This is a genomic window from uncultured Kiloniella sp., assembly GCF_937128705.1.
Taxonomy (GTDB): domain Bacteria; phylum Pseudomonadota; class Alphaproteobacteria; order Kiloniellales; family Kiloniellaceae; genus Kiloniella.
Genome location: NZ_CAKZMP010000390.1, coordinates 1 through 16,284, shown reverse-complemented (window position 1 = coordinate 16,284; position 16,284 = coordinate 1). Strand labels below are relative to the sequence as shown.

At 44.5% G+C, this 16,284-nt stretch carries 10 protein-coding genes; 8 read left to right on the top strand and 2 right to left on the bottom strand.

The window, feature by feature from the left end; genetic code table 11:
• Together Q0241_RS20420 and Q0241_RS20415 are read left to right on the top strand one after the other, a co-directional pair.
• The coding region (locus tag Q0241_RS20420) for a S8 family serine peptidase (RefSeq protein ID WP_299380928.1) at positions 1 to 1,322 on the top strand (1,322 nt) is incomplete at its 5' end.
• A gap of 218 nt (positions 1,323 to 1,540) precedes the next feature.
• Positions 1,541 to 2,335: a hypothetical protein gene (locus Q0241_RS20415; protein ID WP_299380927.1), complete on the top strand. Its 795-nt coding sequence runs from the start codon at positions 1,541 to 1,543 to the stop codon at positions 2,333 to 2,335.
• Positions 2,336 to 2,402: 67 nt separating this feature from the next.
• Here the strand turns inward: Q0241_RS20415 and Q0241_RS20410 are convergent, their stop codons facing one another.
• Positions 2,403 to 9,086, bottom strand: coding sequence for a VWA domain-containing protein (locus tag Q0241_RS20410; protein ID WP_299380926.1), 6,684 nt, complete (start codon positions 9,084 to 9,086; stop codon positions 2,403 to 2,405).
• 500 nt (positions 9,087 to 9,586) lie between these two features.
• Positions 9,587 to 10,855, bottom strand: coding sequence for an MFS transporter (locus Q0241_RS20405; protein ID WP_299380925.1), 1,269 nt, complete (start codon positions 10,853 to 10,855; stop codon positions 9,587 to 9,589).
• 359 nt (positions 10,856 to 11,214) lie between these two features.
• Between Q0241_RS20405 and ltaE the strand changes: the two genes are divergently transcribed.
• From ltaE to Q0241_RS20375, 6 genes are all read left to right on the top strand, one after another.
• Entirely contained in the window at positions 11,215 to 12,288 is a 1,074-nt protein-coding gene (gene ltaE, locus Q0241_RS20400; RefSeq protein ID WP_299380924.1) for a low-specificity L-threonine aldolase, read from the top strand.
• 169 nt (positions 12,289 to 12,457) lie between these two features.
• Positions 12,458 to 13,285 (top strand): phosphonate ABC transporter ATP-binding protein, encoded by an 828-nt coding sequence (gene phnC, locus Q0241_RS20395; RefSeq protein ID WP_299380923.1) that lies wholly within the window; start codon positions 12,458 to 12,460, stop codon positions 13,283 to 13,285.
• Positions 13,286 to 13,352: 67 nt separating this feature from the next.
• Positions 13,353 to 14,369 carry a phosphonate ABC transporter substrate-binding protein gene (gene phnD / locus Q0241_RS20390; RefSeq protein WP_299380922.1) on the top strand — a complete coding sequence of 339 codons (1,017 nt, stop codon included), beginning with the start codon at positions 13,353 to 13,355 and terminating at the stop codon, positions 14,367 to 14,369.
• Between the two features lie 91 nt (positions 14,370 to 14,460).
• A complete protein-coding gene (phnE, locus tag Q0241_RS20385) occupies positions 14,461 to 15,267 on the top strand; it encodes a phosphonate ABC transporter, permease protein PhnE (RefSeq protein ID WP_299380921.1) in 807 nt (268 codons plus the stop codon).
• A gap of 3 nt (positions 15,268 to 15,270) precedes the next feature.
• On the top strand, positions 15,271 to 15,915 hold the full coding sequence (locus Q0241_RS20380) for a chloramphenicol acetyltransferase (protein WP_299380920.1): 645 nt from the start codon (positions 15,271 to 15,273) through the stop codon (positions 15,913 to 15,915).
• 43 nt (positions 15,916 to 15,958) lie between these two features.
• A partial coding sequence (locus Q0241_RS20375; protein WP_299380919.1) for a DUF1045 domain-containing protein occupies positions 15,959 to 16,284 on the top strand: 326 nt, incomplete at its 3' end.

The window sequence follows — 16,284 nt, the reverse complement described above, 5'->3', positions numbered from 1 at the left end:
GTCCGGGCACAATATTAACAATTCAGGGCAAGAATTTTGACGATATTCCAAATACTTATCGCTTGGGGTTAAGTAATACTCATGACCTGATAGAGTTGGATGTTTTAAATAAAAAAAATACTCTGATCTCAAGTTATTTACCCAAAAAGGGTATTGATTTAGATACAAAATATGACCTCGTCTTTTTTAAGAAGAGTGCCGGGCAAGCGTTTGATAATACAGGTTTAAGTGTACGCATTTGTCCTACGGAAACCAGTGTGGTCAATGATGTCTCTATCGAACAGGATGTCATTATTCTGGTTGATGGTGCACAGGAAAATGCCGTTCGTTCTGAACTTCAAAGACGTCGTTTACCTGTTCTCGAAGTTTACAATCTTGATGCCTTGAAATCAGTATTGATTCAGACCCGTTCTACAAACGCGGGGGCTGTTATTCAAGAGCTGAGAACTGTTTTTCCAAATGCCGAGGTTGATTTTAATAATGATCTTACTGCTTCTGCAAAACCTCGTTTATATGCACAAAAAGCGATTGGTTGGGATCTGGATCAAGGGTGTCAGGTAACACAGCTTGGTTTCCCCATTGGTCTTCTGGATGGTGCGATTGATCAGCACCACGCTGCTTTTGACGGGCAGGCCATTGTATCACGTAATTTTTTGGGTAATCAGACGATTGACCTTAGCCATGCAACTTCAATTGGATCTATCTTGATCGGTAATAATCAAGAAAATGGTTATCAAGGGCTGATACCCGGAACACAGCTATTTAATGCGGTGGTTTTAAGGTTGAACAATTCCGGGGATCAATTGGCGAGTACTGTTGCGGTATTACAGGGGCTGGATTGGTTGCTTGAAAACCATGTACGTTTAATCAATGTTTCGCTTAGTACTGATGTGGCGAACAGGGTGTTAAACAAAGGTTTCGTTCTTTCGCTAGAAAAAGGTGCCCTTGTTTTCTCTAGTGCTGGAAATAAAGGACCTGACGCACCTGTAAGTTACCCGGCAGCTTTAGAGGGAGTCTTTACAATTACGGCCATTGATTCCCGTCACAAGATATACCGTGATGCCAATCAGGGGAATTTTATTGATTATGCCGCCCCCGGTGTGGATATCTGGACAGCTGTGCCGGGGAATAAGGGCGCGTATGTTTCCGGTACCTCCTTTGCGACACCTCATGCCTTGGCTGTTGCGTCACTTATTCTCAAAAATAATCCGAAAATGTCACGACAGGTATTATCTCGGGCCTTGTCTTTTTCCGTAATTGATTTGGGGGATCATGGACGTGATTCCATTTACGGTGCAGGATTGATCAAAGGTAATTGTTAAAACCCTTGGGAATTATAGAAATAAAAACAGTTAGATGGAATTTTTATATTTTTATTTGAACTGTTGTTTGCGTTTGACCGACCTAGTTGTGAACAAAACATTGGGTGCTGTCCGACGGATTGATGATAAGACCTTTAGGCCAACCCCATACTCGTAATTAAAAGATTTGAAATTAAATGGCTTAAAGTTCAACGGGCCTTAAATTCAAAGGAAAAGTCATGCTCAAAAATATGAAGCCTGTTTATTTGGCTCTGATTACAATTGGATCAATGGGGTTAACTACAATGCCTGCTTTTGCATGTAAGGAAATAACAGCGGTTGCGCTTCAAGGAAGTGACGCAGCAGAACTAAGGGTGCGCGTAAATAATGTCATCCTGATAAATCACAAGGGATCGCATTCGAATACTGTTCCGGCAAACCTGTTGTTAGAGGGGGATAATGATTTCAAGATTGAACTTATTACTGATAACCCAGATGCGACAGGGCGTGCAGAGGTTTTCGTTGCTTGTGAAGGCGATTTTCCCAAAGAGCCGGGTAAGAATGAAAATGTACTGGCTGAGTTGTCTCAACAAGGGGCAGGGGAACAAAGCGCCATTTTTCAGGCCAAGGCCCAGCCCGCCTTCAGCTATTTGACAGGTGACGTTACTACTGATGATGGCTTGTTGGAAGCGATAGAGATGATGCGTCAAGCCGCAGAGGTTGGTGATGCCAAGGGTTATATGGCTTTCTTTGAACCGATGTTTACCGATCTACCTCTTGCTGGTGGGCCGCCCCCTGAAATGATCAAGGGTATGGTTTCTGAATTACTCAGTGGTAAATACACGATCAAATCAAGCAAAGATGTACAGGTGAATAAAATATTGGGCGGACGTGCTTATCAGGTTGTAAACAGTCAGGATCAAGGACCAATACAGTTTGAAGAAAAAACGGATGTTGCCACAGGGCGTACAACAATTACCCAAGGCGCATTTTGGTTAAAGACAGCGAATGGGTGGAAGGTTTTCCGACCTTAAATAGCATAGCTAAACAACAAAACCCCCGCAGTTTTTCTACGGGGGTTTTGTTCGTTAAGGGGTGAAACTATCCAACGACAATCATGTGTTCGTCGTTATCAAGAATAACCGTCAGGATATCTGTCGCACTGACATTTTCCATAACAGCAATTTCTGTATAGGTAACGCCATCGCTAGAGATTTCCAGTGATGTAGTTGGCCCTGTATCCGTTGCTCGAATAAAGTTCGCAACAACATCGGTATTGTCATCAAAGACAATCAGATCACTGACATCCAGAATATCACCCTCGCTATTGTCATAATCAGTGATGGTATCCACATCAACACCAACATTTTGACCATAGAAGAGGAAGGTATCTGCCCCAGTACCACCCGTTAAGGTGTCTGATCCTGCACCACCGATCAGGGTGTCATTTCCACCGCCGCCGAGGAGGGTATCATCACCATCACCACCGACAAGAATTTCACCATCGCCCGTACCGGTAATCGTACTACCGTCCTGATATTCGACGGATGCACTGGCAGTATCAGATGTAAGTGTATCTGATATGTCATAATCAAAGCCGCCGTCCACTGGTTGAACGATGTCAGTACTTTCAATGGAAAGCTCTGCTTCGTAGTCTCGTGTTCGTGTTCCACTACCATATTTACCGTCGGTTGATTGGACACGGATATAGTAGTTTCCTGAACCTGTGGCTGTATAGCTTTCACCCGGATTAAAATCTGAGTCAATGACTGATCCTCCTGGACTAAACAGAACAACCTTGAGATTAGAGCTACCCGTGAAGCTTTCTAATGAGAATGTTTCGCCACTTAACAAAGCGATCTGGTAACTATCACGATCATAGCGTCTAGTTGTTGAGGAGCCATCACGATCACTTGCGTCTCTAATCCGCCCATTAATGTTAAGTAGGTGTACTACTTCATTGGCTGGGGTGGTGTCATCTCTGACCCAACTTGTACGGCTAAGTTGAGTAGAGCGGTTAGAGCCTGATGTATCCCGATCACTATTGCTTTCATAGTTATCGACATGATCATTATTAGGTCCGGGAGGATCATGATAAAAGTAGCCATCAGATCCATAATTGCGCTCTGAAATTGTCTGGACCGTACTACCGGACCCAAATCCCAGACTGGAAACATCCATGCCATCTGATACGAAGGTCACGACACCACCACTTTCGCTGACGGCCCCGTTTACAGGGTTATCAACATCGGTGAGTGTTGTACTTGCATTGATGTCATCATTAAATAGCAATGCTGAATCAGGAATATCGATATCACCAGAGGTAATGTTTGTAAGGATGATATCGTTTACCGCATCAACTGGCTCTGGCAATGTTACACAGACTTTTAGGTCTGCGGAAGAAGGATCGCCGTCACCATCGACCATGGTATAGACAAAGGTTTCTTCATAATCACCATTAACTGCGCCCGGGGCGGTATAGGTGTAATCGCCTGTGGCAGTGTCGACCACCAGTTTACCGCCTTCGGCCGTAGACGCGATAATGATCATTCCATCACTACTACCGTCACTTACGTCGGTATAAACAACGCCATCGTGAAGAACTTCGGTAATCGCAACAGCACCAAATCCATCAGCACCCGGTTCGTCATTTGTCAGAAGGTTGCCACTGGCATCGGTTCCGCCGACGGTACCATCTAGGGCATCAGCAAGATCAGCGAAGTTTGGTACACTGACAAAGCTATAGAGACTGCCGGGGATAGAAGGATTTCCGGAATCACCGCCGCCCGTATTAAGGAAATAATCCTCTAGCCCATTCTCAACAGAGGTACTTGTGCCAATACCGATTCCGGTAACCTGGATGTCGTTATCAACAATCGCGGTTGCGATACCACTATCGATCTCGAATGGATCAACTGTGCTCGTGTCGTTAGGTGAACCATCACTGATGAAATAAAGGTGACTTTCATGTGATGGTAAACCTGTCACAGGATTGTCCAGATATTCAGAATTCACCCCGAACATTGACGCCATACCTGCATCATAGTTGGTTGAGCCTGACCCATCATAAGCCCCATAAATGGTCGAAAGTTGATCATCTAGGGTTGTCGATGACAGGGTGTCATCATTTTTGAGGCGCTTGAAGTCATCAAGATTAAGGGTTCCACCTGCGAAGCCATCAAAGACAAAGGTGCCATAGTCTTCGGCATTCGTCCCGAAAGTAACCAGAGAGAAAGCCAGTGTTTCCAACGCAGTGCTTTCTGCTACGAGATTGTCAATAAAGCTACGGACACCATTAATCTGGGTCTGATAATCTGATTGGCCAATCGATCCGCTCTCGTCAATTACAAAGGCGATATTAAGCGGTGGCGTTTCACCGGGGAGGGCAACAAGACAAATCTCGTCATTGTTTGCAACAGGCTCATCATCCTTGATGCAGATTGTTAGATTTGCTGACGACTTGTCACCGTCGTTATCGAGGATAGAATAGGTGAATACATCATCAACAACGTCATCTGTTGGCGATCCCGGTGCGCCATGTTGAACGGCTGGCAAGCTGGTGTAAGTAAAGTCACCAACAGCATTACCACCTTGATCATCCAGATATATTTCAAGCGTTCCTTTGGATGATGTAACGGTTAAGAGTTTGGTTCCATCGTCATAAGTTGCAGATGGGGTGCCCGTTGTTGGACCCGTTAGAACTCCGGCATCATCAACGCTAAAGGTTGTGCCTTCGATTTCGATATCACAAATACGATCAAGTCCATCGGCACCAATTTCGTCGTTAGTGACAACGTTACCACTAACGGTGTTGCTCAATCCGATTGTTCCAATCAGCACATCGGCAAGATCTTCGAAAGTTGCCGCGTTCAGGACTTCGCCATCATTGGCAACAACGCCACCATCAAAGAAATCGACAAAATCACTCTTCTGGACACCAGTTCCAATACCAACAGCCGTGAACCCAATGTCGCCGTCCAGCAGGTCAGATTTACCGCCACTATCTAGCACAATAGATCCATTGCTTAGGGGGGAAGCACCGTCATTCTGTTCTCCATCACTGAGGAAGAAGACCTGATTATTGGCACCTGGAACATATTCAAAGTCACCGCCGCTGTCAGAGAATAACATCTCCATAGCAGCTTCATAATCAGTTGCGCCGGAATTAATGATACCACGACTGGTGCCATCAAGTGCGGCTTCAGCCAAAGCCAAATCAGTGAAGGTTCCAAGGTTAGCGGCGTCAGCACCAAAGGCCACAAGTGATACTGAAACACTTGCCCCCGATGCAAACAGCGTCTGGATAAAGGTTTTTACGCTGGCAATTTCTGTGGCGAGGTCGCTATTGCTGACTGACCCACTGAAATCCATCACAATGCCGATATTTTGCGGTTGGGTTTCTTTTTCAATCTCAGTTACGCATTCTTCGTCATTGTGGGCAAGCAGGCCATCATCTTTTACGATGACATCCACTGAACCCCAGTCATAATCCCAATCTCCGTCAACAAGTTTGACGTAGAACTTCATAGGAAGCGGATCATTGTGATCATTCGTATTTGGGTGTTCCAAGGCGATAAATTGCTCGTATTCATAAGTGCCATCTGGATTTACCGTAAAGGTGAAGGCGACGTCACCACCAGCCCACCCGGTGAGTACATTGCCAACTTGTGACGTTGTAATTGGCGTATCTGTTTCAGCGGTTGTGATGCCACTGGTGTCTACTGAAATTTTGATGGCGTCGTTATGAGGGGACCAGCCATAGTCTGTTTGTGGTCCATCGGCCCCAAAATCAAAGATATCAAAAGCACCACCATCCTTGATTGAAGCATTTGTGTTCAGGTCAGTCTCATCGACCATCACCATTTCCTGACCACCGATATCTGGCCCATCATCAAGAACTTTAAGGATGACATTGCCATAGGCTTTATCACCATCACCATCTTTAATCCGTACGGAAAATTTCATTCCGATTGGTTCGTTATGGTTATAGGAGTTCCAGTGCTCCAGTGCTTCATACTGTTCGTAACTGTAAGATCCATCCGGATTAACAGTGAACCTGAACACTTCTTCACCATCAGCTGTACCGATCAGGGTATCTCCGGATTGGCTTGTACTGACAGCGTGGTTTCCATCGGATGTTCTGATGGTACCAAGAGAAAACATGCTGATACGAATGTCGTCAATGGCTGGACCATCAGCGCCAAAGTCAAAGGTATCGAATACACCTGAATCTGAAATAACCGCGCTGTTATCAAAATCGGTTTCATCGACACAGAGGAACTCATGCCCGCCGATCTTAGGACCATCATCATCAAAGTTGATTCTCAGTTTTCCGATATTACTCTGGTCGCCTTCATCGTCCACAGCGAAGAACCTAAGCTTCATTGTATTGATGTCTTCGTCGTGAGAGTAAGTTTTTGGATGCTTGAGCGACAGATACTGTTCGACATAGATATCGACGTCATTTTCGCCATTAGTAAGATCAGCACCAATTGTTACCACAAAGGCCAATTCGCCATCTTCGCCGCCGACACGCCCATAAATAACAGAAGGATCTGAGTCCGAAGAATAGAGATTGATATGTGAGCCATCAGTTGTTTTTACACCACTGTATGCGCCGTCATAGTCAATAAAGCGAATATCTTCCAGATCATCAGGTGGTGAGAAGCTGGGACTTGAAGGGGCATCAGTATCCAAAGGCCCATCAGAACCATCTGCTTCGTCATTCGAACCATCAGTGTAGAGATTTAACCCGTCTACTATGGATGTGAAGCCTCGGCTGACAATTTCGCCGCCTACAGTACTATCCGCAGCCATTGCCGTCGCCAGAATAGTCTGTGCATCTGAAACACCGGGGACATCATTGGCCGCACGCCATTCATCTGATGTTTGGACACCTTCGGTTTCATCCAGATACAGTTTTGCATAGCGGACAATATCAGGAACATCTTCTTCGATATCAAAAACAAAGCGGCTTTCTGCAGTAGCTATATTGTTTTCAGTCGTTAATTCGTCGGTTCCAATGTCTGTTTCTTGTTCTTCCGCAATGGCCTGAACAGTAATGACAACTGGGCCGTTCGTATGTGTCGGGCCTTCTTGATAGCGTCCACCATCTTCTGGTTTAGGGGGAAGAATGATAGATTGTTCATCTGTTAGTACTGTCGGGACAGGGCTTTCACCTCCTTCACCGCCTTCTACATCAACACCCGTTGTCGTGTAATCATTCGTATTAAATGCGACAAGGCCCCCAAAAGTTGTAAAGTCTACGGTTTCCGAAGGATCAAGGTCGGGATCATCTGGATCAGGAAGATCGCCTGTGTAGCGGATAATATATTGAACCAATTCACCTGGTTCTTCCGTCAGTATGCTGTCTTCACCACCTTCGCCGCCGTCATCTGGAACAGGTGCAGGGGTGATTGGACCGAAAAGCTCCCATCCTTCAGGTAAATTTGTGCATTCTTCGTTAATGGTAAAGGCAGCAGGAATACCAGAGAGAACGAGGGTTAATGTTTCAGATCCATCTTTGTCGCAAAGCTCAGCATTGATGGGGAGTTTTATAACGCTTTCTTCACCAATGGGATCATTCAGGCCACCAGTTAAGTAAACTTCATTGTCATTTTCGTCTGGTAAATCTGTGATTTGATCTCTTTCTTGAAGGTCAGGGTAATTATGTTCACCGCCTTCGCCACCTTCGCCGCCTTCACCACCTAAAGAAAGTAGTGGCATGTCAGCGACAGCATCAATAATAGCCTCGACAGAATAAGGGAGTACAGCCGATAGACCTGAATCTGGATCTGTAATTACCGCGGTTCCGGAAACATTGATATCTTCATCTGAATCTGGCGGGGGCAGAATATATACATCCCCTAAATCACCACCTGCGATGACAGCTGGGAAACCACCGACATATTCATCACCTAAATCGGTGCCGCCAACGAATAAGCGGGCTCCATCGGGGAGGGGGTCCATTACGACAAAATCAAGCGTTTCGTTATCTGCTGGCACAAAAGTAAAGATAACCTGCATAGGTGCCGCGACAGCCTCTAAAGTATCTTCGCCGCCTTCACCACCAAAGGGATTATCATCTTTCCCTTCATCGCCACCGGGTAAATGCTGGTTCGGTAACCAATCTTCAAAGCCACCAGCAAAGGTGCCTGATATACCGCCCTCATAATCTGGAACTTCTGTTTCAGTTGTTATAAAGGTAACGTCGAGCGTCCCTTCCGCAGGGTCGGTGTTTTCGTCAATACCATCAAGAAGTCCAAAATTAAGTTCTGTAGGACCAATAATGCCTTGGGCTATGAGCAAGTCGATAACACTACCCGTGTCTTCACTATAGACACTACCTCCGCCACCTGCGGGGCCAGCACCTGCACCAGCCGCTGTTTCAAGCGGTAGATCCCCAGCCTGCGCCAGAACGAGGCCTATAAGCTGGCTGGCAGCAACCTCTGTCCCGTCAATGATAAGAAGAGGCGCATCTCCGCCAGAAAATTCACCTGCCAAGTTCTCAAAGACGATACTACTTTCTGGGGTACCATCGTTATCCAGGTCAAAATTCAGAACGAGATTTTGTCCATCAACAACAGCGGCAGCTTGTGTCGCATCAAAATTAAGCTGTAATCGTTGACCTGCCTGCGCAGTAATTGCTTGGGATGTCCCAACAGCGGGCAAATCAATAGAAAGTTCTGTGGCTGCTTGGCCTATAGCAAGAACAGGATCTTGTTCTAACGCTTCAATCTCAGAAGTAGCGTCGTCGGAATTACGGGGTGTGTTTGAATCTGACATTCTAGCCTCCTCGGGCTCTTCGTATTGGCACCGCCTTTTCAGGCAACTCACTCAGGCCATGGTTGAGGAATATGACTTAAATATCTTATCAGTATTTAAAATTTTAGATAGAAATAATGTTTTAATAGCTACATATATTTGTATGATTTTTTTATTAAATTACGATAATTATTAATAATCATAAGAAAATAATCACAATCATTGTGTTTTTTGTAATTAACTTTTGTTCGGATTCTTTGTTGTGGATTTAAGGGGGGTGTGTTTCTTTAGTTCTATTGTGTTTAATCTATTTTTATTTGGTCTGTTTGTGTATTTATTTTGGATGTAAAAAAGACTGCGCATGTGTTAACGATGCGCTTGGCTTTCGCAATGTTCTGTAACGGGCTTTTGCTAAAGATCGAGTAAGCGTTGTTTCAAGTCAAGATAGACCATCGGTGTTAGAACTACCGCTTAAGTTGACGGAGCCGTGTGAATAGATGTTCTTTAATATACGATCTATTCTATAACTGGCTTTGTGGCTTTTTATCTTTTTCTATAGATGTCTCAGCCTTGATAGCCGCAGTATAGAGTTGTTTACTACTCATGCCGTTACCACCCAATGGCAGGAAGGGCGCTTTGCTCTCACCATGTCTTCTACGTTGGAAGATACGGATAATGGTAAATATAACTAACAAACTGTTATTTATCATAAAGAATACAAACATACCTTCGGGGCCGAGATAAGCCATGAACTGAGCAGCAATTGTTGGTCCCAAGCTGGCGCCAACCCCATACGCAATCAATAGCCCGGCGGATACTTGAACAAGCTCTTTTCTATCGGCCATGTCGTTAACCTGTGATGCCGAAATGGGGTATATGGTAAAGGACATGCCGCCGTAGAGTGCAACGGCTGCAATTAAAATAATAAAGCTCTGTCCCGTTGCCCAAATAACGGCAAAACAAGATCCAATAGTTAGAAGTGACGAAAATATGAGAACCGTACGTCTGTCAAAGCGGTCTGATATACGTCCAATAGGAAATTGTAGCAACATTCCGCCAAAAATTGCGGCGGCCATAAAGGATGATATCTGTGGAATAGTAAGGTTAACATCTTTGCCAAAAACGGCGCCCATACTATTAAGGGATGAGTTTGACATAGCGGCACACACAGTTCCGAATACACCGACAGGTGACACCAGAAAGAGTTTTTTGAATGCCATTCGTTTTGGAGAACTTGGTGTGGGGGCTTTTGCGCGGGTTAAAAGAATAGGTACCAAGGCGAATGAGTAAACCATAGAGCCAATAACAAAGAGCTGAAATTGGGCCGGATCGCCCAAAAGCATCATAAATTGCCCGGAACCAGCCCCGATGTAATTGGTAATCATGTAGAGCGAAAGGATTTTTCCTCTGTTTTCATTGCTGGATTTTTCATTTACCCAGCTTTCAACCACCATAATCATTCCGGCCATACAAAAGCCTGTCACAATCCTTAGGAAAAACCAAAAGATTGGATCGGTAAACAGAACGTGGGCAAGAACGGCAACGGACAGGATCGAGGCAAAGGCAGCAAAGGAGCGAATGTGTCCGACAGCCGCGATTACCCGTAGGGCTAAAAAAGCACCAATCAACATGCCAATAAACTGACCGGTCATAATTAGGCCAGTAGTCTCAGTTGAGAAGCCTTCAATGCGACTGCGAAGACCCAGCAGTGTGTTGATCATCCCCTGACCAAGCATAAGCATGGCAAAACTAAATAGAAGTGATGAGATTGATCTGATTGATTGCCACATGCTGTGTAGATACCGTTGACTAGAAACAGAAGAGAAGCGTTCTAATTGTCTATCTAATATCAGTTAGGGTGATTCTGCCTACTGTTTTATTTGGTTTATGCTTTTTAATTCAGAGATATGGGGCTTGGAGGAATATGATAGCAAGCTTTTACCCTAGCCCTGATTTCCCTTCGTGACAAAGTTTCTCAGTCTGTTTATCGTTCGTCTTCATTCTTCTTTATGTTTGTGGATGCGGTGCATTCAATTATCTTGATGATTATCCAAAAACAATTTCGTCATTCTATATAAAACACTATTCGTAAACATCACGTAATTCATGAACAGGCCTTAAGGCGTTAAAGTATCGCAGGAGAGTTAGTATGTATTCAGGTATGTTGGATCGCAAAAACAAGATTGGCTCTAATTCAGGGCTGATAGCTGATTTTCGCAGTGATACGGTCACAAAGCCAAGCAAAGGAATGCGTGATATCATGGCGAATGCTGAGGTAGGGGACGATGTCTATGATGATGATCCTACCGTGGCAGAACTCGAAAACAAACTTGCTGAAATGGCTGGAATGGAAAAGGCCCTTTTCTTTCCAACAGGCACGCAAAGTAACCTCGCAGCTCTTTTGAGTTATTGTGGTCGTGGTGATGAATATATCGCGGGGGATGAATATCATATCTTTATTGATGAGGCGGGCGGCGCGGCTGTGCTCGGCGGGATTTCTCCCTTCCCCTTGCCGACCAATAATTCGGGTGGACTTAACCCTCAACAGGTAGTGGATGCGATAAAGCCAGATGATTTTCATTGTCCAATCAGTCGTTTACTGTGCCTTGAGAATACAGTGAATGGGCGTGTACAAAGTCTTGAACGTATCGCATCCTTAGCTGCGGTCGCACATGAGAATGACCTAGGGGTTCATCTTGATGGTGCACGTATATTCAATGCGGCAACGGCTTTGAATGTGTCGTTAAAAACACTGTGCGAACCAGTTGATTCAATTTCTATATGTCTTTCCAAGGGACTGGGAGCACCAGTTGGGTCAGTACTCTGCGGATCTGAGCATCTGATAAAACGAGCCAAGCGTATGCGGAAGCTCTTGGGAGGTGGTATGCGTCAGGTCGGGGTGCTTGCTGCTTGTGGTCTTTATGCCTTGGAACATAATGTTCCTTTACTTGGAAAAGATCACGAAAAAGCAACGAAGCTAGCCCAAGGATTACAATCTATTCCAGAGATCTCAATTGATTTATCATCTGTTGAAACGAATATGGTCTTTATGAACCCGGGCGAGGGGCATCATCAAGCCCTCGCTGATTTCCTTTTGGAAGAGGGAATACTAATTGGTGTCCAAGCTCCTAAAATACGCTTGGTTACTCACATGGACATTACTGATGAAGCTATAGAACTCTTTATCGAGAAAACCCGAGCCTACTATCATATGAGAAACTGATCTCCTTGGGATATTTGTAAAGGAACGGAATTCATCTAGACAAACTTCCCTTCTTGTGCAGGAAAAGAGAAGGACGTTAACAGAACCTTAAAACAACCATCACGCAGGAGTCTTTCAAAGGCGGCAGACTAGCATCAACAAACATTCAATCGTTTATGGTGCAAGTTACATGGTTGCGATCAAGGTTACTGGTCTGAGTAAGACCTTCTCAAAGGGCAAAAAAGCTCTAAATTCTCTGGATGTACAGATTGATAAGGGCGAGATGGTTGCCCTTATCGGGGCATCCGGTTCTGGTAAATCTACCTTGATCCGACATCTTTCCGGATTGATGAAAAGTGACAGCGATAACAGTAAAATCGAAGTCCTTGATCAAATTATTCAAGAGAATGGAAAGCTGGGCCGTGGTGTTCGTGCTGCGCGTTCTGATGTTGGGGTGGTATTCCAACAGTTCAATTTGGTGAACCGTCTTTCTGTTTTGACGAATGTGCTCATCGGTCTTTTGGGGCAGATCCCAAGATGGCGGGGGACTCTAGGTCTTTTTACTCGGGAAGAAAAAATGATCGCCATGAAGGCACTTGCCCGAGTTGGTATCGATAATCTTGCTGAGCAGCGTTCATCTACCCTGTCCGGAGGTCAACAGCAACGTGCTGCAATCGCTCGTGCTATTACACAAGGCGCAGAGGTGATTTTAGCTGATGAGCCTATCGCTTCATTGGACCCGTCCTCTGCCCGTAAAGTAATGGATACATTGGAAAATGTGAATAAGGAAGACGGTGTTACCGTACTCGTTTCCTTGCATCAGGTTGATTATGCTCTTCGTTATTGCCCTCGTACGATTGCGATGCGTAACGGTGAAATTATTTTTGACGGCGACTCAAAGCGTTTAACGCCGAAACTTCTCGAACAACTTTACGGTGATGACAGTTTGGAATTGCTAGGTTCCGGGCAACAGGAAGAGCCTGTTGTGTCATCACTTCCAGAACAGGCCGTAGCTTAAATATTACGATCTGCAGTTCCTCATTCATCTGGCATTTATGCACTTTAAAACTAGGAGAACAGGTAAAATGGTTCGCAAACTAATCGCTTCAGCAGCTGTTGCTGTAACAGCACTTGTTGGTGGTGTTGCTCAGGCAGACACTAATTACAAACCTCTTGAGAAAGATCCGACTGAATTGAACTTCGGGATCATTTCAACAGAATCAACGTCTAATCTGAAAGAGCAGTGGGTTCCTTTGATGAAGGATCTTGAAACTGCCCTTGGCATGAAAGTAAATCCTTTCTTTGCCCCTGATTATGCGGGCGTTATCGAAGCAATGCGCTTTGGTAAAGTTCACCTTGCATGGTTCGGTAATAAATCTGGTATGGAAGCTGTTGATCGTTCTGGTGGTGAAGTTTTTGCACAGACGTCAAAAGCAGACGGTAGCCAAGGTTACTATTCACATATCATTACGCATGTTGATAACAAAGACATCAACAGCCTTGAAGATATCTTCAAATGCGACAAATCTTTGAACTTTGGTATCGGTGATCCAAATTCTACTTCTGGTTTTCTTGTGCCGTCATACTACGTTTTTGCACAGAATGGCGTTGATCCAAAAGAATGTTTTAAGACTGTTCGTAATGCAAATCATGAAACAAACTTGATGGCGACAGCTAACAAGCAAGTTCATGTTGCAGCAAATAATTCAGAGCAAATTGGACGCTCTCTCAAAAAAGCACCAGAAGCTGCTTCTAAGGTCAAAGTAATCTGGACATCTCCGCTTATTCCATCTGATCCAATGATTTATCGTAAAGATATGTCAAAAGAACTTAAGTCTCGTATCAAAGCCTTCTTCCTTGGTTATGGTCGCCTTGGTGATGTTGCCCACGCCAAAGAAGTTCTGGGTGGTATCTCTGATGGTCAGGGACTATTTATGGAAAGCAACAACACACAGCTATATCCAGTACGTCAGCTGGCTTTGTTCAAAAACAAGCTAAAGATCGAAGGTAACGAAGGTCTGGCTGCTGATGATAAAGAGAAAAAGCTATTGGCAATTAACAACAAGCTTTCTGATTTGAAAGTTTTGGTTGCTGCGCAATAAGTAATGACAACACAAGAACGGTGCTCTTTTTGAGCACCGTTTTTCTGTTCATAAGAACAGTTATTCCCTTCATCAATATAAGATTTTTCCGATGTCCAATCTTTCAGAAACTCAAAAAACCATTGAAATTCCTGCTCATGACTTGAAGCGGTCCATTGGTAGCCTGGTTATGTGGGCTGTCTTTTTTGCATTACTTGCGTTGTCGTGGGAAGGGGCTGATATGCGGCCTTGGGACCTCGTTGAAAATGCAGCGAATATGAGCCAGTTTGCCTCTGGTTTCTTCCCGCCAGATATGTCGCAATGGAAAATGTATGTCGAAGAAATCTGGATTACAATTCAGATTGCAATATGGGGAACTGCTCTGAGTATCGTTTGCTCTATCCCCTTTGGCATTCTGTGTTCAGAAAACATTGTACCATTGTGGGTTTATCAGCCTGTACGTCGCCTTATGGATGCAGCGCGCGCAATCAATGAAATGGTATTTGCCATGCTCTTTGTTGTTGCTGTTGGCCTTGGACCGTTTGCAGGCGTTCTTGCCTTGTGGATACATACAACAGGTGTTTTGGCTAAATTATTCTCTGAAGCTGTGGAAGCTATTGATCCAAGCCCAGTTGAGGGAATTAGAGCAACAGGCGCAACGGGCCTGCAGGAAGTAATCTTTGGGGTCATTCCTCAGGTTCTCCCGCTCTGGATTTCCTATTCATTGTATCGCTTTGAATCCAATGTTCGTTCCGCAACTGTTCTGGGGATTGTTGGTGCGGGTGGTATTGGTATGGTTTTGTGGGAAAACATTCGTGGCTTCTATTATGCAGAAACCGCAGCGGTTATCATTTTGATTATCATATCAGTCAGTCTTCTGGATATTCTGTCACAACGCTTAAGAAAACTGGTTATCTAAAAGATGTATTTCCAAACCCAACCTCATGTTAAAAAGCAACTTTCCGAACATCCGACCATTGCTGATACCGCTGTCGTATTAGATAGTCATTTGGGACAGTGGACTGAGGTTGGGGAGGGAACCAAGATTGTTGAAAGCCGACTTGATGACTATAGCTATGTCGTGAATAACAGCGACATTATTTATAGCCAAATAGGGAAGTTTGTGAATATAGCAGCTTTTGTTCGGCTTAATCCGGGGCAGCATCCGATGGATAGGGCAAGCATGCATCACTTCCAATATCGGAGTGATGCTTATGATATGGGGAATGATGACGTCGATTTTTTTGATTGGCGTCGGTCGTCTCCTGTTCGTGTTGATCATGATGTCTGGATTGGCCACGGCGCAATTGTCAAAGGTGGTGTTCATATTGGTACTGGCTCTGTTATTGGTTCCGCGGCTGTTGTTACGAAAGATGTTGCGCCTTACTCGATTGTTGCTGGTGTTCCCGCGACAGAAATTCGTTCACGTTTTGAGAAGCCTATTCAAAAGGCTCTTTTACGTATCAAGTGGTGGGATTGGGGGCATGACCTTATAAAGGACCGTTTAAAGGACTTCAGGACGCTTACGATTGATGAATTTTGCTTGAAGTATGATCCTGAACTGTAGTCAGAATTAGCAAAATTATAGGACTAGAATTATAGGACAAATCATGGTTCATGAACGCTATGCAATTTATTATGCGCCGCGATTAAACAGTAAACTGGGACTATTTGGTAATGCCTGGTTTGGTTATAATCCTGTTTCTCATGAAGCCATCCCAAGGCCAAACGTTGCGGGGATGGCTGCTCAAGAAATTGAACATGTCACACGAGGAGCGGGGCGGTATGCTTTTCATGGAACATTAAGATCACCCTTTAAGTTACGAAAAAATAGTAATTTAGAGTCATTAGATGAATCTCTGAAATCCTTTGTAACCAAAGCTCGTCCGATTATCTGTGGACCTCTTTCTATAAGATCTATTGGCAAATTTCTTGC